Genomic DNA, 22,072 nt, shown 5'->3' on the forward strand with positions numbered 1-22,072 from the left:
ATTGACACATACACATGCACCTTATCGCATAGACCATGTTGGTTCATTTCTTCGTCCAGCCGCTTTGGTTCAGGCTCGTGAAGATTTCGCAGCTGGAAAAATCAGTCAGGCTGACTTAACAAAAGTAGAAAATCGGGCGATTCGTGACTTAGTTGAAAAAGAAATTGCTGCTGGTCTGAAGTCAGTAACGGATGGAGAATTCCGCCGTGCTTATTGGCATTTGGATTTCTTCTGGGGTTTTGGTGGCATTGATCACGTCCAAGCTGCACAAGGCTATCAATTCCATGATGAAACGACCAAGGCGGACTCGGCACTTGTCATTGGAAAAATTACAGGAGCCAATCATCCATTTGTAGAGCATTACAAGTTCTTGCGTGATCTTGTAGCAGATGTAGATGGTGTAGAACCTAAATATACCATTCCAGCGCCTGCGCAATTCTATTTTGAATTGATCCGTGATGCAGAACATGTAGAGCAATTGAATACCATCTATCCTGATTTTGCGGCTGTTCGTGAAGACATCAAGCAAGCCTATCTTCAAGTGATTCAAGATTTGTATGATGCAGGACTTCGGACACTTCAGGTAGATGATTGCACGTGGGGTGTCTTGGTAGACGATAATTTCTTGACGGCTTGGGGTGCAGCTCAAGGCAAGTCAAAAGATGAGGTTCGCCGGGAACTCGCTGATCTCTTCTTGACCTTTAACAACGATGTCTACCAAAATGTTCCAGCTGGTTTGACCGTCAATACACACGTTTGTCGTGGGAACTTCCATTCCACCTGGGCTTCATCAGGTGGCTATGCACCGATTGCCAAAGAACTCCTTGGAGAAGAAGCGGTCAATGCGTACTTCCTTGAGTTTGACACCGATCGTGCTGGTGGTTTTGAACCACTTGCAGAAGTGACCCCTGGAAAAGGAGTGGTGTTAGGCCTCTTGACATCTAAGAGTGGTCAACTGGAGAACAAGGATGAAGTCATCGCTCGTATTAAAGAAGCAAGTCAGTATGTACCGTTGGAAAATCTTTACCTGTCTACTCAGTGTGGCTTTGCTTCGACAGAAGAAGGAAACATTTTGACAGAAGAAGACCAATGGAAAAAAATCGGTTTGATTAAGGAAATTGTCGCTGAAGTTTGGGGCGAATAAGGAGGAAGAAACATGTCAGATTTACTAAGTATTTATAAAGAATTGCAAGCTAAAAAATGGGTGGACTTGAGTCACCAGATCAATGCGGAAAGTCCACACTTCCCAGCCCTTCCTGCATTGCAACAAGAAGATCTTTTTACATTAAAAGATGGTTTCCATGTTCAAAAATTTACAGTGGTTGGTCAATACGGAACGCATATTGATGCACCGATTCACTTTGTAGAAGGTGGTCGTTGGTTGGATGAGATTGACCTCAAAGATCTCCTCTTGCCACTCTATGTTATCGACAAGTCTAAAGAAGTTGCAGCCAATCCAAACTTTATCTTGAGCAAACAAGATATCTTAGACTTTGAGGCAGAGCATGGACAAATTGCTGAGGGTGCTTTTGTTGCCTTCCGTAGTGATTGGTCAAAACGTTGGCCAGATCAAGATGCTATGCGCAATCTTGATGAAAATGGGGTTCAACAAAGTCCAGGATGGAGCCGTGAAGCCTTGGAATTCTTGATTCATGAACGCCATGTCAAGGCTGTGGGTCATGAAACCTTTGATACCGATGCAGGTATTCCAGCAGCAGAGCATGGTTTGGTCAATGAATACTACCTCTTGGAACAAAATATCTACCAAGTTGAAGTCTTGAACCAATTGGACCAAGTTCCAGCTGTAGGTGCTTTGATTTCGATTGCTTTCCCTCACTGGGACAAGGCAACTGGTTCACCTGTCCGTGCCATTGCCATCTTACCATAAACAAAGAAAAAAGCTTGAAGACAGACGTCACTTTTGGACGTTTGTCTTTTTGTATTTTCGAAACTATTTTCGTTACCATCTGATATTCCATCTAAAAACCTGATTTAGAGAAAATAAAAAGGGATATTTGTTAATTATTTTGTCAATGTTTTGAGATGTAGACGTACCGGTGTAAGCCAAATTTTTATAGGGCTTACGACAAAGAAAAGACCCTAGAATCTTATATTCTAGGGTCTTTTTATCAATCAGAGAGAGCTAAAAGTTTCTCTCTTTGTTAGTTGAACTATTTGTTAAGATGCATTGAAAATCTATTTCGTTAGAAAATTGACTATTTTTAATGAATAAATTATTGACGAGTCAATTTCCGTTTGATTCCAACAGCACCTACTAAGACAAGAATTCCAGAGAAGACGAGTCCAGAAGCCACAACTTCACCTGTATTTGGAAGAAGTGTTTTGCGACCTCCCCCATTGTTTCCACCATTTGAACCTGGCGCACTTGGTGTCGTTGTAGTACCAGAATGATCAGGTTTATTTGGATTTTCTGTTGTAGATGAAGAAGTCTTAGGTTCTACAGTTGTAGTCGTAGTGGTTGTTGTGTCTTCCTCACTACCATTGTGGTTTTCTGGTTCTTCTGGTGTTGTAGTTGGAGTATTCTTAGGTTCATCGGTAGTCGTTACTGTGGTCTTAGGCTCCTCAGTTGTAGTTGAAGTAGTCTTAGGTTCATCAGTTGTAGTTGAAGTAGTCTTAGGTTCAACAGTAGTTGTTACCGTAGTAGTTGTGGTAGTCGGCTCTTGAGTCGTAGTAGTTGTGGTAGTAGGCTCTTGAGTCGTAGTGGTTGTGGTAGTAGGCTCTTGAGTCGTAGTAGTTGTGGTAGTCGGTTCTTGAGTCGTAGTAGTTGTAGTTGTAGGCTCTTGAGTTGTAGTTGTTGTAGAGGTTGTAGTGGTAGTTGTTGTAGAGGTTGTTGTAGTGGTTGATGTCATATCGCCGTCCACTCCACCGTTTGCATTAATATTTGCAACAGATGCATTTACTTCCTTTGCAACAACGGCTTGCTCACCTTTAACGTGATACCAAACCTTAGTATTGTTTAAGAAATTCTTTTGATTTTCATTCTCTACTTTAGTCTGGTAAAAGATCAGGACACCAGTCTTATTAATTTCACTTTGAGGAATCGTAACTGTAATTTTTCCTGCAGCATCAACTGTGAATGTTGATCCAGGAAAGGCTGCTAAGAAATCGTCGATAGCAGTTGAGCCACCGTAATATCCTGGTTTGTTACCTGTAGTAGTAATACTAAAACTATCTTTTACAAGTGAATGACCACCTTGGATGTCATCTTCAACACGAACATCACCATCTACATCTAAGTTCATTGCATTAATGGTTAGTGTCCAAAGAATATGTTCAGGATCATTCGCGTGCATATCACCCGCTTTGAGATAGAATGGAGCGCTGTTAACACCAGTAGCCATTTTCTTAACGTTTAATTCTACTTTTCTAGCTCCACTAATAATAGTGAATTTTCCAACATGCTCCTTATCGGTTGCTGTATCATTATGACCCTCAATCTCAAACTCACCCCAACCGCGAATGTTTTGAAGGTTTTTGATAGCTTCATTGAAAGTAACTGTCGCAGATCCATCTGTAATGACCATGTCTCCAACGTAAGTTCCGTCAATACTTAGTGGAATAGTCTTTTTAAATCCTACCCCAAAGACTGTTCCAGAACTAGTCCAATTAACTTTTAATGTATCCCCCGGTTGAATCTTTTGTGCATGCTCATCAAATGTAAACTTAACAGTTGTTTGTCCACCATCTGTGATTTCTTCTGATGAAACAGTAAGTGAGCTAATATTGTTGCTGACATCGCCAGCTTTTACCATATCAGATTGCGATAATACGATGAATAATAATGGTAAAAATACAATAAAGAAGACTTTGACAAGTCTACTTAGATTCATTTTTTTCATTTTCTTCTCCCATTTTTCTCCAATATTTACATCAATTTGTATGTTGTTGCCAAAAACTTACAAAATTGAGAAATTTTTATAGGTGTCTTTTAAGACGACATTAATAAAAGTGCACCCCCCACTAGTCTATTTTCAAAAAAGACATCTACAAAGTGAATTATATCACAAATTAGTAAGATTTTAACAATAAAAATATTTTATCTATGAAATTTTAAGGATTTTATAAAAATCAGATAAATGAAAAAGGACTATTGTTTGTTAAAATAGTCCTTTTAGCTTAAAGTGGAACAACTTCAAGCTTATGTTTTATCTCATCGTCACAAATTCTTCGGATCCGGTTGGGTGAATGGCGACAGTTGCATCGAAATCGGCTTTTGTCGCTCCCATCTTGATAGCAACTGCAAATCCTTGGATCATTTCATCGACTCCGTAGCCAAGACCATGAAGGCCAACGACCCTTTCTTCGGGACCAGCAGTGATGAGTTTGAATTTTGCTTGCTGGCGGTGTTGGGTAACAGCAGTGTACATAGAAGCAAATTGAGAAGTATAGACTTTGATATTCTCTTTACCATAAGTTTGCTGGGCTTTTTCCTCCGTTAAACCAACAGTTCCGATAGCGGGGTGAGAAAAGACAACGGTCGGGATGTTTGTATAATCCATTTTGGCATTGACTTTTCCATTGAATAGTCGTTCAGAAAGAGTGCGTCCAGCTTTAATAGCGACAGGAGTCAACTCTTTTTCTCCTGTGACATCCCCAAGAGCATAGATGCCTGGTACAACAGTGTTTTGGTAATCATCCACTGCGATAAAGCCCTTTTCATTTAAAGTAACACCTGCAGCTTCTAGATTGAGATCTTGGACGTTTGGTTTGCGTCCTGTTGCCCAGATAACATGATCTGCCACGTGGCTGGTCATATCCTCAAAATAAATCTTCACACGACCATCTTCTAATTTTTCAAGCTTCATGGGAACCTTATGTTTGTGAAGCGGAAGGTTTTGTTTTTCCATTTCTTCCATTAAGCCATCGACAATGTAGGAATCAAAACTACGTAAAACCCGATCTTTTCGGATGAAGAGGTCTGTTTGGACTCCTAAATGGTGAAGCACACCGGCTAGTTCCACTGCGATGTAGCCAGCTCCAATAATGGCAACAGATGTAGGGAGTTCTTCCCAAGCAAAGACATCGTCAGAAGTTTCGCCAAATTCGGCTCCAGGAACAGAAGGTATAAAAGGATGGGCACCGGTCGCAATTACGATATGCTTGGCCTTAATGGTTTCTCCATTTACCTCAACCGTATGAGCATCCACAAAACGGGCACGTCCTTCAATTCGTTCAACCCCATTGCGTTTGAAACTGCCATCATAGGAATTACGGGAACGGTCAATATAGGCTTCGCGATTTTTTCTTAAGGTTGCAAAATCAAATTTTGTCTGTTCAGAAGTAAATCCATAGTCTGGTCCATAATCGCGAATAGCTTCTGCAATTTGTGCACCATACCACATGATTTTTTTAGGCACACATCCTCTGTTGACACAGGTGCCCCCCAATTGTTTTTCTTCAATGACGGCAGCGCGAGCTCCGTGCTCCCCAGCCCGGTTCATCGTAGCGATTCCTCCACTACCTCCACCGATTGAAATAATATCAAATTCTTTCATGTTTTCCTCCTAAATGGGATTTCAGTTTGATTGTAATATCAACTGTTACAAAAGTCAAGGGTTTAGCATGTTACCAAGCATTTAAATTTCATTTTGCCGTGTCAATTTTAGATAGAAAAGTAAGGAAATATGGTATACTATGGTATAGAATAAAACGCTTTCTTTGATGGAGAAAAACGATGAAGAAATTAAAAAAATGGCAACTATTTGCAGCTGCAGGTGCAGCTATTGCGGTGATTGGAACAGGAAGTGTGATGGTGTTTTCGCACCCAACTACACCTGATCAGGCAATCACGAAAGAAACTCCAATGGTGCAAACGGTCAAGGATGGATCGATCGCTTCTTCAGTCTTGTTAACTGGGAAAGTCACTGCCAACCAGGAACAGTATGTCTATTTTGATGGAACCAAAGGGGATTTGCAGTCGATTTTGGTCAATGTAGGAGATCAAGTGACGGCCGGTCAGCCAATTGTTCAGTATAGCAGTACAGAGGCCCAAACCGCTTATGATGCAGCCGTTCGTGCTGTCAATAAGGCAGATCGTCAGTTAAATGACTTACTGACAAATGGTGTGACCATTGATACGACAGGCGATGAAGAAGCAGATGCCAAATCAGCTTCGCAGACCCAGCGAACAGTCGATTCTCAAGCTAGCGATTTACGAGATGCTAAGTCGGATGCGGTCGATAATATGAACAAGGCTAAGGCTCTTCTGGATGCGACAACAGTTAGGAGTAATACAGATGGTACCGTGGTCGAAGTCAATAAAGATGTTTCAAAATCGACTACAGGGACCAACCAAACTCTGGTTCACATTGTGAGCAACGGGAATTTACAAGTCAAAGGGGAGTTGTCTGAATACAATTTGGCCAATATCTCTGAAGGTCAGGAAGTGGTCCTCACTTCCAAGGTTTATCCGGATAAAACCTGGACAGGAAAGATTTCTTATGTAGCCAACTATCCGACCGACGCGGGTCAAGCAGGTGCCAATGCGGCAGGTGGGACACAAGGAAGCGGTGGAGCCAAGTACCCATTCACAGTGGATATTACCAGTGAGATTGGGGAACTCAAACAAGGCTTTTCTGTCAATATTGAAGTCAAAAGTTCTACTCAACATCCCCTTGTTCCCGTGACAAGTGTCATGGCTGATGGGGATACGAGTTATGTATGGACGGTCGAAAATGGCAAGGCTAAGAAAGTAAAAGTGACGCTTGGTAACGCCGATGCTGAAAACCAGGAAATCTTGTCAGGCTTGAAGAAAGATGCTCAAGTTATTGTGAATCCTAATGAGAAACTGGAAGATGGAAAAGAGATCGGAAAATATGACAAAATTGATTGAACTAAAAGGAATCAATAAAACCTATAAAAATGGGGATCAGGAACTTCGTGTCTTAAAAGACATCGATTTAGAAGTCGAAGAGGGAGAATTTGTGGCCATTATGGGTCCATCTGGCTCAGGGAAATCGACCTTAATGAACGTCATTGGCTTGTTGGACCGCCCGACCAGCGGAGAGTATTTCCTAGAAGGTCAGGAGGTTGGAAATCTCAGTGAGAAAAAATTAGCACGTGTTCGAAATGAACAGATCGGTTTTGTCTTTCAACAATTCTTTCTTCTCTCTAAGCTCAATGCCTTTCAAAATGTAGAACTGCCTCTCATTTATGCGGGAGTTCATCCTGCTAAACGGAAGGAATTAGCTGAGCAGTACCTTGAAAAGGTAGAGCTTCATTCTCGCATGCACCATTTGCCTTCAGAGCTCTCAGGGGGTCAAAAACAGCGGGTAGCGATTGCTCGAGCCCTTGTCAATCAGCCAGCCATCGTCTTAGCAGATGAGCCGACTGGAGCCCTAGATACCAAGACGGGGGAGCAAATAATGGACTTGTTAACCAAGTTAAACCAAGAAGGAAAAACCATTATCATGGTTACACACGAGCCAGAAATTGCAGCCTTTGCACATCGTCGCATTGTCATTCGTGACGGAGTGATCTCCTCAGATAGCAAGCTGGAAAGGGGGAGCTAATGCAAAATTGGAAATTTGCGATCAGCTCGATTATGAGCCATAAATTACGGTCTTTCTTGACCATGGTGGGGATCATTATTGGGGTCGCTTCTGTCGTTGTCATCATGGCTCTGGGAGATGGTATGAAAGCTGGTGTCACCAAGACCTTCACCAAGGACCAAGAGTATGTACAAATCTCCTATTCTCCCAATAAGAGTGGCTATGTAACAGGAATCAATATTGGCCCTTCTGAAGATACAGGAGAAGGCGGAGGCGAAAGTGGACCTGCGGCTGAAGACCGAGGGATGGCTGCTCCATCGGATATTGATGGGGAAAACGCTGAAGATGTTGATGGTCAAGTTCAAGAAGCACCGCCAGTTGTGCAAGAATCTTGGGTTAAGGAATTAACCAAGATTCAAGGCATCGATGGTTACTATGTTGGCAATACCTCCAATGCAACCATTGCTTTTCAAAAGAAAAAAGTAGACGGAGTGAACATCCAAGGGGTAAATGAAACCTATTTTTCTGTCAAAAAGGTTGAGCTCTTATCTGGGCGAAAATTAACCCCTTCAGACTATAGTAATTTCTCACGGGTGGTGCTCCTTGATGAAGGATTGGCTCAACAATTATTTGGAACGGAGAATCCACTGAATCAGGTGGTCTCTGTTGGAGACAACAATTATCGCGTCGTTGGTATTTTCAAGGATCCAAATGCAGGGACAGCCCTCTATGGAGCTTCTTCAGGTGGAAGTGCCTTGATGGCCAATACTCAACTCGCCTCTGAATTCGGAACGGATGAAATTCAAAATATTGTCGTCCATGTACCGAATGTGAAAGAAATCAAATCTGTTGGGATCGAAGCTGCTCAAAAGCTAACAGAGCTTTCAGGTGTTCGCCAAGGAGAATTCCAAATCTTTAATTTGGATAGCATCCTAGAGGAAACCAATAAAGTAGTAGGAATTATGACATCAGTAATCGGAGCTATTGCTGGGATTTCTCTCTTAGTTGGTGGGATTGGAGTCATGAATATCATGTTGGTTTCTGTCACTGAGCGGACGAGAGAAATTGGACTTCGCAAAGCATTGGGAGCAACCCGAGGTAAGATTTTGGTTCAATTTTTGATTGAGTCGATGGTCTTGACCATCATTGGTGGGCTGATTGGACTTGGTCTTGCTTATGGTGTGAATAGCTTGATTACTACACTCGCAGCAGCCTCCCTAGAAGGACCACCGATTATTTCCTTAAATGTCGCCATCGGCAGTATTATTTTCTCTGCTTTTGTAGGCATCATCTTTGGAATTTTACCAGCGAATAAGGCTTCTAAGTTAAATCCGATCGAAGCACTGCGTTATGAATAAAAAAATAGGAGCGGGTCAGGATGAATTGCTTAAGATTCTCCACGCTCCTTTTTGATGCTGTTTTGGAATAGCTTGTCGAAACCTTGTCTTATACAGGTCAAACTATTTGGACAGTCAACGACGGTCTTCAGATGTTTTTGAGTATTCATTCAAGAAGCTGCATTTTTTCTTCCATCTTATTTTTGTTTAATTGGTAAATATTAGTGAATTTCTGGCCTAAATATGATAGAATAGGGGAGAATAACTTAGGAGGTTCCAAATGACTACTGAACATATGGAAGAATTGAATGACCAGCAGATTGTCCGTCGTGAGAAAATGGCGGCCCTTCGTGAACAAGGAATCGATCCATTTGGGAAGCGATTCGAACGCACTGCAAATTCAGGTCAATTAAAAGAAAAATATTCAGAATTAGATAAAGAACAACTCCACGACTTGAACGAAACAGCTATTATTGCCGGTCGTCTTGTAACAAAACGTGGAAAAGGAAAGGTTGGCTTTGCCCATCTTCAAGACCGTGAAGGTCAAATTCAGATCTACGTTCGTAAGGATGCAGTTGGAGAAGAAAACTACGAGATCTTCAAAAAAGCAGACCTTGGTGATTTCCTTGGTGTTGAAGGGGAAATCATGCGCACAGACATGGGTGAACTTTCGATTAAAGCAACTCATATCACTCACTTGTCAAAAGCCCTTCGTCCTTTGCCTGAAAAATTCCACGGACTTTCAGACGTTGAAACCATCTATCGCAAACGTTATTTGGATTTGATTTCAAACCGTGAAAGCTTCGAACGTTTTGTAACCCGTTCAAAAATTATCTCTGAAATCCGTCGTTATTTAGATGGTCAAGGATTCCTTGAAGTGGAAACACCAGTGCTTCACAATGAAGCTGGTGGTGCGGCTGCCAAACCATTTATCACTCACCACAATGCGCAAAATATTGACATGGTGCTTCGTATCGCGACTGAGCTTCACTTGAAACGTTTGATTGTTGGTGGGATGGAACGCGTCTATGAAATTGGACGGATCTTCCGTAACGAGGGAATGGATGCTACTCACAACCCTGAATTCACCTCAATCGAAGTCTACCAAGCTTACGCTGACTTCCACGATATCATGGACTTAACAGAAGGTATCATCCAACATGCTGCGAAAGCTGTCCATGGTGATGGTCCAATCGACTACCAAGGAACAGAAATCAAAATCAACGAACCATTCAAACGGGTTCACATGGTTGATGCGATCAAAGAAATCACAGGCGTTGACTTCTGGCAAGACATGACCTTTGAAGAAGCTGTAGCACTTGCAAACGAAAAACACGTACCGGTTGAAAAACACTACACAGATGTGGGACAAATTATCAATGCCTTCTTTGAAGAATTCGTTGAAGAAACCTTGACGCAACCAACTTTTGTTTACGGTCACCCAGTAGCAGTATCTCCATTGGCTAAGAAAAATCCAGAAGATCCACGCTTCACTGACCGTTTCGAACTCTTCATCATGACCAAAGAGTATGCGAATGCCTTCACGGAATTGAATGATCCGATCGATCAATTGCAACGGTTCGAAGCGCAAGCGCGTGCCAAAGAATTGGGAGATGACGAAGCTACAGGCATTGACTATGACTATGTTGAAGCCCTTGAATATGGTATGCCACCAACAGGTGGACTTGGAATTGGTATTGACCGTCTCGTTATGTTGTTGACCAATGTAACAACAATTCGCGACGTTCTTCTCTTTCCAACTATGAAATAAGCTAAAAGAAAACACTGATCGCAAGATCAGTGTTTTTTAGTCTTCCATATAAGAAGTGTCGTTCCAGGTGTCTAAGTGATAGTGCTCAAAATCATCTGTTGTCAGAATCGTCACGCTGGCATTATCTAGTCCGCCATTTTTGCGGAGTTCTCCTGTTTCATAACCAAGTAAGGTTCGAATAGAAGCTGTCAAATTAGCCCCATGTCCAACGATGAGAACAGTATCGAGCTCTTTTCCTTTCAGGCTTTTTACAAAATCACAGGTACGTTTGGTCGTTTCATAGACAGATTCTGCATCAAAGATTTCATTTTGAAAGCGAGCTAGGTTATGGCGAAAGGCATCCATTTGTTGGGGATAGATAGCTGAAATGGTAGAAATTTTAGCTCCTTCTAATTTTCCCAAATTCCATTCACGAAGAGCAGGCGTTGCTTGCAATTCTAGAGGTGTCTCCAATTGATCGAGGATGATCTGTGCGGTATGGACTGTCCGTGGCAGATCGCTTGCAAAGGCTGCATCAAAAGGAACACTAGCTAGGTGCTTTCCTAATTTTTCAAGCTGACGAATAGAGGCTGGTAACAGCGGAGAATCGCCATTTGATCCCTGAAAACGTCCTTCTTCATTCCATTCTGTTCGTCCGTGTCGAATAAAATATAGTTTCACAATCTTGTCTCCTTCTCTGTCTTTATTCCAAAATATCTGCAAAAGTCGCTTGTACGAAGTCTGCTAGAAGTTGTGGTTTGATCTGAATACTATGGCCGATTTCCCCAGCAGATACGATCATGGTCTCTAACTGAAGGGCTGATTCATCGATAAAGATTGGGAAAGGATGCTTTTGACGAATGCCCACTGGATTATTGGCCCCATGAATATAACCTGTTGTTTTTTCGAGATCCTTTTGAGGAATCATAGCCACTTTCTTATTGCCCGATAATTTGGCCAATTTTTTCTCTGAAAGATGCTCCGTGATAGGAATGATCCCAATCACTGGACCCGTTTTATCTCCTTTGAGAGCTAGGGTTTTGAAAATAGTAGAGCGATCAATCCCTTCTGGTAAGATCCCTTCTAAAGCGTTGATTTGTAAGCCTATGTGCTCGATTTTTGCTTTAGTCAAGATCTGTTCGACCAAGGTTTTCTTCACTTTATTTTTTTTTGCCACGGCTTTCTCCTTTTCTCTTTTTCTCTACAAAATCAGATTTCATTAGACCATTATAACATATAATAGCGACGATATTCTCTTCTCCTTAAAAATAGAAAACAGCAGAAAAAGTGAAAACCACTTGATCTGCTGTTTTAAGGCTATGAGGAAGAGTTATCTTTTTGTACCTTGAAAAGCTTCCGATAAATCGCTTCTTGGTCTTGCGTCGGAGCAATTTGGTTGAGATCCAAGTAGTGTGAGAATCCATTTAATTGCCCTTGAGAGGTATATTGATGCAAGTCGTATTCCGTGTTGGTATCTGGCGCAGCATTATAGTAGCCATCATCAAATCCATAAGTAGGAATCCAAAGAGCCGTAAATTTATCAGTGGAGATACTATGTTCTTCCATGAAGTAAGTTCCGATATAGAGTCCAATATTTTTTGCACCCAAAGCTTGTAGTTTTGCTCGGAAAGCTTCAACACCTGCGTTCATATCCTTCATAGTTTTTTCCTCAACGTCTAACCAATAGTAGGTCGGTTTGTAAGGAGAAGCAGCCTTGTAAAATTCTTCTGCTTCTTTTTCCATTTCTTTTTTATCCTTAGCAGCGACATAAGCATAGACTGCGACAGGGATATTTCGTTTTTGGAATTCTTGGATATGGGTTTTAAAAGATTTATCCAGACCATTTAAGTAGGTTGCTGCATTTTCCTTTTTAGCTTGAGCCCCACTATGGACACGAACGATCACACCTCCCACATTTTGGGAGAGGACATCGTAATCAATTTCACTAGGCAATTGCCAGCCTGAGATATCAATGATCGGGCGGCCAACCAGTTCTGGATTGATGTCTTCTTCTTTTTTAGAAGAAGAGCTTGCAGTAGTTGTTTTTCGAGGTGTATTGGAGTTCGGAATGGTTTTAGTTGTTTCTTGTCGCTCTCTGGCTTGAAGATCGGCAATCGTTCGTGAAAGAACGAGAAAAGAAATGATACCGATAAAAAAGACTAAGAGAACAACGGGTTTTATCCTTTTTCTCATACAGAAACATTTTACCGTAAAAAAAACGAAAAGGCAAAACTTAATGCTTAAAAGATGCTGATTTCAGCTATTATTTTCAAAAAAAAGGAATCTTTTCATCGAAAAAGGATAAAAATATATGAAAATAAGAAGAATGATCAGAATATTTCTTGAAAATAGGGAAGAAGCCGAATCTTTTCTGGCCTTTCCTTGGTTTTGCTTCTTAAAAATGATATAATGAAGGTTGAACATTAGGAATATGGTGAATTATGAAAATTGAAAAAAGACATCTTTTAAATTATTCCATCCTCATTCCCTATTTGATTTTATCCATCATTGGCTTGATTGTTGTCTATTCGACAACAAGTGCCTTGGCAATTCAAAGTGGAGTGAGTTCGATTCGGATGGTACGGACACAGGGACTCTTTTTTATCCTTAGTCTCCTAACCATCGCCCTGATTTATAAATTTAGCTTAGATTTCCTTCGAAATAAAAAAGTACTGGCTGTTGTCATTTTTGCTGAAGTGATTTTGTTGATTTTGTCTAGGTTTATCACAGATACGGTCAATGGGGCTCACGGTTGGTTGACAATTCCTGGAGGGTTTAGTATCCAGCCAGCAGAATATCTCAAGGTGATCTTAGTCTGGTATCTAGCCTTGATCTTTTCTAAACGACAAGACGAGATACGCGATTATGATTATCAAGCCTTGACCCACAATGAATGGATTCCAAGGAATTTAAACGATTGGCGTTGGCTGACCTTGATTCTGATTGGAATCGTTGTGATTATGCCGGACTTGGGAAATGCGACGATCTTGGCCTTAACGGTCTTGATCATGATTACGGCTAGTGGAGTGGGCTACCGTTGGTTTACCTCTTTACTTGGTTTAGTTGTTGGAGCCTCCACCATTGTCCTTGGTTCAATATGGATCATCGGTGTGGACCGTGTCGCTAAAATTCCAGTCTTTGGTTATGTGGCCAAACGTTTTAGTGCCTTCTTTAACCCCTTTAATGACTTGTCTGGCGCAGGTCACCAATTAGCTAATTCTTACTATGCCATGAGTAATGGTGGTTGGTTTGGCTTGGGGCTAGGAAATTCCATTGAAAAACAAGGTTACTTACCAGAAGCGCACACAGACTTTGTGTTTGCGATCGTGATTGAAGAATTAGGTTTTGTTGGAGCTAGCTTGATCCTTGCTCTCTTATTCTTCTTAATTCTTCGGATCATTTTAGTCGGTATTCGAGCAAAGAATCCTTTTAATTCGATGATGGCCATTGGGATCGGTGGGATGATCTTAGTGCAAACCTTCATTAACATCGGAGGAATTTCTGGTTTGATTCCGTCTACAGGAGTGACCTTCCCCTTCTTATCCCAGGGGGGAAATAGCTTATGGGTCTTATCCGTAGCGATTGCTTTCGTTTTGAATATCGATGCTAGTGAAAAACGGGCCAAGATGGAACAAGAAGGCATGGTTTTTGAAGAAAAAGGTAAAATCAAACCTTATTATTAAAAGGGAATTGTTGAATGGCTATTCAAAAAGGAGAAAAAATGGTCTTACAAAAATTAGAGAACTTCACAAATAAAGATATTATCAAAGAAGAAGCCGAAATTTTAACTAATTTATTAGATGATATTACGAAAAATTTGGTTCGTCCGGAAACCTTTGATAAAATTAGGCAGTTGAAGGATCTATCAAAAACACAGAACTATCGTGAGTTGAATCAAATAGTGGAACAATTGACAAATGAAGAAATGACAGTGATTTCACGTTATTTTGCCATTTTACCACTCTTGATTAACATCTCAGAAGATGTCGATTTGGCCTATGAAATCAATCATTTGAATAACGTGGATGGTGAATACCTCGGAAAACTTTCTTCAACCATTAAAGAAGTTGCGAAAAATGAAGATGCACAAGAAATTCTTGAAAATCTCAACATTGTACCTGTTTTAACAGCCCATCCAACTCAAGTGCAACGAAAAACCATGCTGGATTTAACCAATCATATTCATGCTCTTCTTCGTCAGCACCGGGATGTTAAAGCTGGTTTAATGAATGAGAATAAGTGGTATAACAACCTTCGTTGTAATATCGAAATCATGATGCAAACGGATATGATTCGTGACAAAAAATTGAAGGTTACCAATGAGATCACCAACGTCATGGAATATTACAATAGCTCTTTCTTACAATCTGTTCCAAATCTGATGTTGGAATACAAACGCTTGGCAAAAGAGCATGGATTAGAGCTTGAACAACCACGTCCGATCACAATGGGCATGTGGATCGGGGGAGACCGGGACGGAAATCCGTTTGTAACAGCTGAGACCTTGAAGCGTTCAGCAACTATTCAAAGTGAAGTCATTTTGAACTATTACATCGAAAAAATTTCTAAATTATACCGTCACTTCTCCCTTTCAACGAGTCTTTCTAAAACAAGTAAAGCAGTAGCTGAAATGGCAGCCCTATCAAGTGATACATCCGTCTTTCGTGAAAAAGAACCTTACCGTCGAGCTTTCCACTATATCCAGTCAAAATTGATCCAGACTTTGGTCAATTTAAAAGAATGGACGATGGTTGGGGAAACTAGAGAAGATCGTTATGCTGTCGAGAGGTTATTAGGAGCAAATGCTCATCAACAAGGGCCAGTTTCTGATTATATCGGCAATCGTATCTCTGGGGCTCTAAAGAAAATTTCTGAGAAAGAAGCTCCAGCTTATGCATCAGCTCAAGAATTTAAAGAAGACCTTGAAAAGATCAAAGATTCCTTGTTAGAAAACAAATCAGAGTATTTAATTTCTGGTGAGTTTGCAGAACTTCTAGAAGCCATCGATGTTTTTGGATTCTATCTGGCCTCTATTGATATGCGCCAGGATTCGAGTGTGCATGAAGCCTGTGTGGCAGAATTGCTGAAATCAGCAGGGATTAATGACCACTATTCTGATTTATCAGAGGATGAAAAGTGTCAAGTTCTCTTGAAAGAACTTTTAGAAGACCCACGTATTTTATCAGCAACCCATGCTGAAAAATCTGAACTGCTTGAAAAAGAATTAGCGATTTTCCAAACGGCCCGTGAATTGAAGGATCGTTTAGGGGAAGAAGTCATTCGTCAAAACATCATTTCTCATGCAACCAGTGTGTCAGATATGTTGGAATTGGCTGTGATGTTGAAAGAAGTGGGCTTAGTCGATACGGAAAAAGCTCGCGTTCAAATCGTTCCGTTGTTTGAAACCATCGAAGATTTGGATCATTCAGAAGAAACCATGAGAAGTTACTTGTCTCTTCCGATTGCCAAACGTTGGATTGCTTCTAAGAACAACTACCAAGAGATTATGTTAGGTTACTCTGATTCCAACAAAGATGGTGGATACTTGTCTTCTTGTTGGACCCTCTTTAAAGCCCAACAACAATTGACCGCTATCGGAGACGAGTTTGGAGTGAAGATTACCTTCTTCCATGGTCGTGGTGGTACTGTTGGTCGTGGTGGAGGTCCTACTTATGAAGCCATCACTTCTCAACCATTGAAATCCATTAATGACCGTATCCGCTTAACTGAGCAAGGGGAAGTGATCGGTAATAAATATGGAAATAAAGATGCTGCCTACTACAACCTTGAAATGCTAGTTTCTGCAACCATTAACCGAATGATTGCCGAACAAAAGAGTCCATTCTCTATGTTTGATCGTTTCGGGGAAGTCATGGATAAAGTCGTGAACCGTAGTTACGATATCTATCGTGATTTGGTCTTTGGAAATGAGCACTTCTATGATTACTTCTTTGAATCAAGTCCGATTAAAGCAATTTCAAGTTTTAATATTGGTTCACGTCCTGCTGCTCGTAAGACCATTACAGAAATTGGTGGTTTGCGTGCTATTCCTTGGGTCTTCTCTTGGTCACAAAGTCGGGTGATGTTCCCTGGTTGGTACGGAGTAGGTTCTAGCTTTAAGGAATTTATCGATGAGGATCCTGAGAATATCGAAACCCTTCGATACATGTATAAAAACTGGCCTTTCTTCCAATCTCTCTTGTCAAATGTGGACATGGTCTTATCTAAAGCCAACATGGATATTGCCTTTGAGTACGCCCAATTGTGTGAAGAAGAAGAAGTCCGCAATATCTATCAGATTATCTTACATGAATGGCAATTGACCAAGAATATCATCTTGATGATTGAAGAGCAAGACGAATTGCTTGCGGAGAACCCTTATCTGAAAGAAAGTTTGGATTATCGGATGCCATACTTTAACGTCTTGAACTATATTCAGTTAGAATTGATTCGACGTCAACGGACTGGACAACTACCAGCCGATCAAGACAAGCTAATCCATATCACCATCAACGGGGTGGCTACAGGATTACGTAATTCAGGTTAAAAAAATCGGAACGACTGTTCCGATTTTTTTATTCCCTGAACCCAAAGGAGCAAAAGGTACATAAAGGCTTAAATAGCAGATTTTAAATGAGAATTTTCAAAGCTAGATAAGGATCTTTCAGCAAGCTGATAAAATAAAAGAAAAGAAGAGGAATAATTAAGAAAATATAGGTAAAAGGCTTGCAATTTTATCTAAAATTCGATAGAATAGTAAGGAAAGTTAGACTGTATTGCCTACTGTCTATCTATAAAATATATTTTATTGGAGGCTTTTACTCAAATGGCAAAAGAAAAATACGATCGTAGTAAACCGCACGTTAACATCGGTACAATCGGACACGTTGACCACGGTAAAACTACCCTAACTGCAGCAATCACAACTGTTTTGGCACGTCGCTTGCCTTCATCAGTTAACCAACCTAAAGACTATGCGTCTATCGATGCTGCTCCAGAAGAACGCGAACGCGGTATCACCATCAACACTGCACACGTTGAGTACGAAACTGCTAAACGTCACTACGCTCACATCGACGCTCCAGGACACGCGGACTACGTTAAAAACATGATCACTGGTGCCGCTCAAATGGACGGAGCTATCCTTGTAGTAGCTTCAACTGACGGACCAATGCCACAAACACGTGAACACATCCTTCTTTCACGTCAGGTTGGTGTTAAACACTTGATCGTCTTCATGAACAAAGTTGACTTGGTTGACGATGAAGAATTGCTTGAATTGGTTGAAATGGAAATCCGTGACCTTCTTTCAGAATACGATTTCCCAGGTGATGACCTTCCAGTTATCCAAGGTTCAGCTCTTAAAGCTCTTGAAGGTGACTCTAAATATGAAGATATCATCATGGAATTGATGGATACTGTTGATGAGTACATCCCAGAACCAGAACGCGATACTGACAAACCATTGCTTCTTCCAGTCGAAGACGTATTCTCAATCACTGGACGTGGTACAGTTGCTTCAGGACGTATCGACCGTGGTGTTGTTCGTGTCAACGATGAAATCGAAATCGTTGGTATCAAAGACGAAATCCAAAAAGCAGTTGTTACTGGTGTCGAAATGTTCCGTAAACAACTTGACGAAGGTCTTGCAGGGGATAACGTTGGTGTGCTTCTTCGTGGTATCCAACGTGATGAAATCGAACGTGGACAAGTTATCGCTAAACCAGGTTCAATCAACCCACACACTAAATTCAAAGGTGAAGTTTACATCCTTACTAAAGAAGAAGGTGGACGTCATACTCCATTCTTCAACAACTACCGTCCACAGTTCTACTTCCGTACAACTGACGTAACTGGATCTATCGAACTTCCAGCTGGAACTGAAATGGTAATGCCTGGTGATAACGTGACTATCGACGTTGAGTTGATCCACCCAATCGCCGTTGAACAAGGTACTACATTCTCAATCCGTGAAGGTGGACGTACTGTTGGTTCAGGTATGGTTACTGAAATCGAAGCTTAATTCGATCTAGTTCCCAGATTAACAATTATATAGACAGACAGAAAACACCGTGAAGACGGGGTTTTTATTTTGGTAAAAAGTAAAATGAGCTTGTGCAACCTTTCATTATGACGAAAATTATGGTAAAATAGATAGTATAAAATTAGAAAAAAGAGGTATGTGAAATGTCACGTAAACCATTTATCGCTGGTAACTGGAAAATGAACAAAAATCCAGAAGAAGCAAAAGCATTCGTTGAAGCTGTAGCATCAAAACTTCCTTCAGCTGACCTTGTTGAAGCTGGTATCGCAGTTCCTGCAGTTGACTTGACAACTGTTCTTGCTGCTGCTAAAGGTTCAAACCTTAAAGTTGCTGCCCAAAACACTTACTTTGAAAATGCTGGTGCCTTCACTGGTGAAACTAGCCCACAAGTTTTGAAAGAAATCGGTACTGACTACGTTGTTATCGGTCACTCAGAACGTCGTGACTACTTCCATGAAACTGATGAAGATATCAACAAAAAAGCAAAAGCAATCTTTGCGAACGGTATGCTTCCAATCATCTGTTGTGGTGAAAGCCTTGAAACTTACGAAGCTGGTAAAGCAGCAGAATTTGTAGGGGCTCAAGTTTCAGCTGCTCTTGCTGGATTGACTGCAGAACAAGTGGCTTCAACAGTTATCGCATACGAACCAATCTGGGCGATCGGTACTGGTAAATCAGCTTCACAAGACGACGCACAAAAAATGTGTAAAGTTGTTCGTGACGTTGTAGCTGCTGACTTTGGTCAAGAAGTGGCTGACAAAGTACGTGTTCAATACGGTGGTTCAGTGAAACCTGAAAACGTTGCTGAATACATGGCTTGTCCAGACGTTGACGGAGCTCTTGTAGGTGGTGCATCACTTGATCCAGAAAGCTTCTTGGCATTGCTTGACTTCGTTAAATAATGACATATAAAAAGGCGAGAGGTTTCTCGTCTTTTTTATAGTAGAAAAGACCAGCTACAAAGCTGGTCTTTTAAGTTAGGAACGTCCTAATAGTTTCTTAACGAGAGAAATCAGTTTGTATTTCAGAGGACTTGGGTAATAACGGAAGGTCCCCATCTTACGGACGATGTAGCCGTTGAAGTTTTGTTTGAAACGAAGAACACCGTCTGACCCGTCAAAGATTCCTTGAATACCAAGGAAGTTATATCTTGGGATACCACGTTTGAAGGTTTCAAGCATCATATATTCCTGGAGAACAGCAGGAGCATAGAACTTATTAAATTCTGTATAAGAGCCACTGAATAAATAGGTGGATTCTTGTGGCATATAGACGAAGAGGCTACCTGCAAGAATGACGTCTTGATCTCCATATTTTTCAATATATTCTTTTGCGTCCCTCTTTCTCACCTCAAAGGTATCAAACTGGCTAGAGAATTCACGAAGTTGATTTTGTTTTTTCTCTGAATTGGGGTTGACTTCAAGATCCTTCTGTAATTTCTCAATCTTCTGTGCTAGTTTTCCTTGGTCTTTTTCAAGATTCGTGTAGTAATGGTGGAAGTTCAGTGTTGCGATCATGAAATCTGCATTGTCGCCAAAACTGTCATAGAAAGTTTGGTAATAATCCAAGGTCTTATCCTGATAGTCGCGACGGTCACTGGTAGAGGAAGTAATATCCTTAAAGAGTTGCAGTTCATCTCGGTTTAATCGTTTCAGTTCAATACCGAAAGATTTGGCTTTCTTGACAAGTGGCTTTCCTTTTTTACTGAAGCTCTTGAGAAGATTTTTTTCGGTGATACCCTCCATATCTTTCACATAATGCCAATCACCTTCTCCACCTGGATAACCTGTTGTTAAACCATCATGCTGATAGCCCAATTTTTTTAGGGTATCCATGAAATGGGTTTGCTCTTCACTGGTTGGATTGCCGTCACTGTCAAAGGTTTGATAGGTATCATAGGGCTTAATAACGAGTTCAATAGCCCCATTTTCTTTCGCATAGTCTTTTATAGCTGCATAGAAAGGTTCTAGCATAGCTTCCTCTTGGTAAAGGGGGCCAGAATTGATTTCCATATGGAGACCACCTGTCATAGGAAGACTGTACAAGATTGCTGCCACTTGGACTTGATCTTCTTGCTTCCAAGCGATAAATTGGACGGTATTTCCTCGCTTTTCAAGCAGATCTGCCATTTCAGCAGACTGGATAAAAGAGCGATGGGAGACAGTATTTGCAAATGAGGTAAATTCTTCTTTTGAAATTGTCGTAAGAGTCATGTAACTTATTTACTCCTTAATTTTTTCCGGATCTTGTAGACTTTGTTTACAAGTGGATAGAGTGGACTGGTTGGGAGGTTGAATTCCCCAACAAATTCTTCAATGACAGGATTAAATTTTGATTTGAAATGATAGAGACCACCATCGAGTGAATTTTCAATGCCCCCCATATTTTGCCAAGAAGCACCACGATCAAAAGCGTGTTGGGCAGTTTCATACCAGGTGAGGATAGCAGGTTGGTAGCGGCGGAATTCTTCATCCATCCCTGCATAAACATTTTCCGATGTCCCACCAAATTCAAGGGTTAAGGTCCCAGATAAAGGAACAATTTGTCTACCTGCTTGGAGATGCTGCTCAAGAAATTGCAGTTCTTCCTCTATCCGCTCTTTTTCTTTTTGGTTATTCTCAACCTTGCCAGGCTTTGTTTTTTCTGTGAATTTTTCAGCCTCTGCCTTGTTTTTTTCAAGATCTTTTATAAGGGAGCTTTTGCGTTTCTCGAGATCTAGAGTAGACAAGGTAATGTAGGATTGTCCTTGGTAGGTTGTGAGTAGTTTTTCGTAGTAGTCTTTTCCACGTAAATGAATGCTTTTACGAGCTTCAGTCTTTTTCATGAGAGAAGCAAAGTCCTCCAACAATTCAGTCCCGCCAAATTGGACTTGGATCCCTTTGTTTCGAGCAGTTCGGATGGCTTGTCGAGTAGATTTTGAAAGATCTTGCTCAGTGAAAAACTCTTTGTGGATATTCGCTTGAAAGCGTGGTTGGATATTTTCTGCCATATCACTGGTTCGGCCAGTCCATTCAATCCCTTCTTTAGTTAGGGTATCGATTACTGCTTGCACATCAGTGGTTTCCGTATTTTCTTGTCCAATCAAGTGTTTACTCAAGAAAAGACTTGGATCAAATTTAACAAACAAGGCCTTGTATTGTTTGGCTATCTTTTTAAGGGACTGGATCACATATGAAACCAGCTCTTTGTTTTGGTAGTCCATGATGGGGCCTCGAGGAATGTAGAGCATGGAAAAGCCAAGTGGCAGGGGTTGAATCAAGATGCTTGCAACAGCGACTAATTGGTCTTCTTGATAAAAACCAACCCGTTCATTTCCCCAATTATCTTTGATTTTTGCCCATGAACTGCTTTGTAAGAGATTGGTTTGGTCACTCTGAATAACAAAGTCATCATGCTCACTAGCAGAAATTCCTAGCTGGTAATGGTACAT

17 protein-coding genes are annotated in these 22,072 nt (G+C 41.0%); 10 read left to right on the forward strand and 7 right to left on the reverse strand.

What is annotated here, in order from left to right:
* Position 1: 1 nt before the first annotated feature.
* Positions 2-1,144 (forward strand): 5-methyltetrahydropteroyltriglutamate--homocysteine S-methyltransferase, encoded by a 1,143-nt coding sequence (locus SM123_RS03925; protein WP_320909890.1) that lies wholly within the window; start codon positions 2-4, stop codon positions 1,142-1,144.
* Between the two features lie 12 nt (positions 1,145-1,156).
* Complete coding sequence (locus SM123_RS03930; protein ID WP_003015569.1) at positions 1,157-1,888, forward strand: cyclase family protein; 732 nt, start codon at positions 1,157-1,159, stop codon at positions 1,886-1,888.
* A 346-nt stretch (positions 1,889-2,234) separates the two neighbouring features.
* Here the strand turns inward: SM123_RS03930 and SM123_RS03935 are convergent, their stop codons facing one another.
* Entirely contained in the window at positions 2,235-3,860 is a 1,626-nt protein-coding gene (locus SM123_RS03935; RefSeq protein ID WP_320909891.1) for a Gamma-glutamyltranspeptidase, read from the reverse strand.
* A gap of 306 nt (positions 3,861-4,166) precedes the next feature.
* Positions 4,167-5,516, reverse strand: coding sequence for a glutathione-disulfide reductase (gorA, locus tag SM123_RS03940; protein WP_320909892.1), 1,350 nt, complete (start codon positions 5,514-5,516; stop codon positions 4,167-4,169).
* Between the two features lie 179 nt (positions 5,517-5,695).
* Between gorA and SM123_RS03945 the strand changes: the two genes are divergently transcribed.
* From SM123_RS03945 to lysS, 4 genes are all read left to right on the forward strand, one after another.
* Complete coding sequence (locus tag SM123_RS03945) at positions 5,696-6,853, forward strand: efflux RND transporter periplasmic adaptor subunit (RefSeq protein ID WP_049491125.1); 1,158 nt, start codon at positions 5,696-5,698, stop codon at positions 6,851-6,853.
* Positions 6,837-7,532, forward strand: coding sequence for an ABC transporter ATP-binding protein (locus SM123_RS03950; protein ID WP_320909893.1), 696 nt, complete (start codon positions 6,837-6,839; stop codon positions 7,530-7,532). The genes SM123_RS03945 and SM123_RS03950 overlap by 17 nt, the downstream gene beginning before the upstream one ends.
* Complete coding sequence (locus SM123_RS03955) at positions 7,532-8,869, forward strand: ABC transporter permease (RefSeq protein ID WP_320909894.1); 1,338 nt, start codon at positions 7,532-7,534, stop codon at positions 8,867-8,869. Before SM123_RS03950 ends, SM123_RS03955 begins: the two co-directional genes overlap by 1 nt.
* Before the next feature lie 259 nt (positions 8,870-9,128).
* A complete protein-coding gene (gene lysS, locus SM123_RS03960; protein WP_320909895.1) occupies positions 9,129-10,619 on the forward strand; it encodes a lysine--tRNA ligase in 1,491 nt (496 codons plus the stop codon).
* 36 nt (positions 10,620-10,655) lie between these two features.
* Here lysS and SM123_RS03965 read toward each other — a convergent pair whose 3' ends face one another.
* The 3 genes from SM123_RS03965 to SM123_RS03975 form a co-directional block, all read right to left on the reverse strand.
* Positions 10,656-11,279 (reverse strand): histidine phosphatase family protein, encoded by a 624-nt coding sequence (locus SM123_RS03965; RefSeq protein WP_320909896.1) that lies wholly within the window; start codon positions 11,277-11,279, stop codon positions 10,656-10,658.
* A gap of 22 nt (positions 11,280-11,301) precedes the next feature.
* The gene (locus tag SM123_RS03970; RefSeq protein ID WP_070506616.1) at positions 11,302-11,775 is read right to left on the reverse strand and encodes an aminoacyl-tRNA deacylase; all 474 of its coding nucleotides are present in this window, start codon (positions 11,773-11,775) and stop codon (positions 11,302-11,304) included.
* 140 nt (positions 11,776-11,915) lie between these two features.
* On the reverse strand, positions 11,916-12,791 hold the full coding sequence (locus tag SM123_RS03975; protein WP_049497418.1) for a GH25 family lysozyme: 876 nt from the start codon (positions 12,789-12,791) through the stop codon (positions 11,916-11,918).
* Positions 12,792-13,039: 248 nt separating this feature from the next.
* Here SM123_RS03975 and ftsW point away from each other — a divergent pair, with 248 nt between their 5' ends.
* From ftsW to tpiA, 4 genes are all read left to right on the forward strand, one after another.
* Positions 13,040-14,281, forward strand: coding sequence for a cell division peptidoglycan polymerase FtsW (gene ftsW / locus SM123_RS03980; protein ID WP_045759674.1), 1,242 nt, complete (start codon positions 13,040-13,042; stop codon positions 14,279-14,281).
* Between the two features lie 38 nt (positions 14,282-14,319).
* Complete coding sequence (ppc, locus tag SM123_RS03985; protein ID WP_320909897.1) at positions 14,320-17,145, forward strand: phosphoenolpyruvate carboxylase; 2,826 nt, start codon at positions 14,320-14,322, stop codon at positions 17,143-17,145.
* 279 nt (positions 17,146-17,424) lie between these two features.
* Positions 17,425-18,621 carry an elongation factor Tu gene (tuf, locus tag SM123_RS03990; protein WP_003008055.1) on the forward strand — a complete coding sequence of 399 codons (1,197 nt, stop codon included), beginning with the start codon at positions 17,425-17,427 and terminating at the stop codon, positions 18,619-18,621.
* Positions 18,622-18,785: 164 nt separating this feature from the next.
* Positions 18,786-19,544, forward strand: coding sequence for a triose-phosphate isomerase (gene tpiA / locus SM123_RS03995; protein WP_070661871.1), 759 nt, complete (start codon positions 18,786-18,788; stop codon positions 19,542-19,544).
* A 75-nt stretch (positions 19,545-19,619) separates the two neighbouring features.
* Here the strand turns inward: tpiA and SM123_RS04000 are convergent, their stop codons facing one another.
* Both SM123_RS04000 and SM123_RS04005 read right to left on the reverse strand, forming a co-directional pair.
* Entirely contained in the window at positions 19,620-20,855 is a 1,236-nt protein-coding gene (locus tag SM123_RS04000; RefSeq protein WP_320909898.1) for an aminoacyltransferase, read from the reverse strand.
* 5 nt (positions 20,856-20,860) lie between these two features.
* Complete coding sequence (locus SM123_RS04005; protein ID WP_320909899.1) at positions 20,861-22,072, reverse strand: aminoacyltransferase; 1,212 nt, start codon at positions 22,070-22,072, stop codon at positions 20,861-20,863.

Source organism: Streptococcus sp. S5 (assembly GCF_034134805.1).
GTDB lineage: Bacteria > Bacillota > Bacilli > Lactobacillales > Streptococcaceae > Streptococcus > Streptococcus lingualis.

Excerpts from the sequence above, each read along its gene's own strand:
- SM123_RS03930 (WP_003015569.1), top strand. The coding sequence starts at position 1,157 with ATGTCAGATTTACTAAGTATTTATAAAGAATTGCAAGCTAAAAAATGG.
- SM123_RS03935 (WP_320909891.1), bottom strand. The coding sequence starts at position 3,860 with ATGAAAAAAATGAATCTAAGTAGACTTGTCAAAGTCTTCTTTATTGTA.
- gorA (WP_320909892.1), bottom strand. The coding sequence starts at position 5,516 with ATGAAAGAATTTGATATTATTTCAATCGGTGGAGGTAGTGGAGGAATC.
- SM123_RS03945 (WP_049491125.1), top strand. The coding sequence starts at position 5,696 with ATGAAGAAATTAAAAAAATGGCAACTATTTGCAGCTGCAGGTGCAGCT.
- SM123_RS03950 (WP_320909893.1), top strand. The coding sequence starts at position 6,837 with ATGACAAAATTGATTGAACTAAAAGGAATCAATAAAACCTATAAAAAT.
- SM123_RS03955 (WP_320909894.1), top strand. The coding sequence starts at position 7,532 with ATGCAAAATTGGAAATTTGCGATCAGCTCGATTATGAGCCATAAATTA.
- lysS (WP_320909895.1), top strand. The coding sequence starts at position 9,129 with ATGACTACTGAACATATGGAAGAATTGAATGACCAGCAGATTGTCCGT.
- SM123_RS03975 (WP_049497418.1), bottom strand. The coding sequence starts at position 12,791 with ATGAGAAAAAGGATAAAACCCGTTGTTCTCTTAGTCTTTTTTATCGGT.
- ftsW (WP_045759674.1), top strand. The coding sequence starts at position 13,040 with ATGAAAATTGAAAAAAGACATCTTTTAAATTATTCCATCCTCATTCCC.
- ppc (WP_320909897.1), top strand. The coding sequence starts at position 14,320 with ATGGTCTTACAAAAATTAGAGAACTTCACAAATAAAGATATTATCAAA.
- tuf (WP_003008055.1), top strand. The coding sequence starts at position 17,425 with ATGGCAAAAGAAAAATACGATCGTAGTAAACCGCACGTTAACATCGGT.
- tpiA (WP_070661871.1), top strand. The coding sequence starts at position 18,786 with ATGTCACGTAAACCATTTATCGCTGGTAACTGGAAAATGAACAAAAAT.
- SM123_RS04000 (WP_320909898.1), bottom strand. The coding sequence starts at position 20,855 with ATGACTCTTACGACAATTTCAAAAGAAGAATTTACCTCATTTGCAAAT.
- SM123_RS04005 (WP_320909899.1), bottom strand. The coding sequence starts at position 22,072 with ATGTACCATTACCAGCTAGGAATTTCTGCTAGTGAGCATGATGACTTT.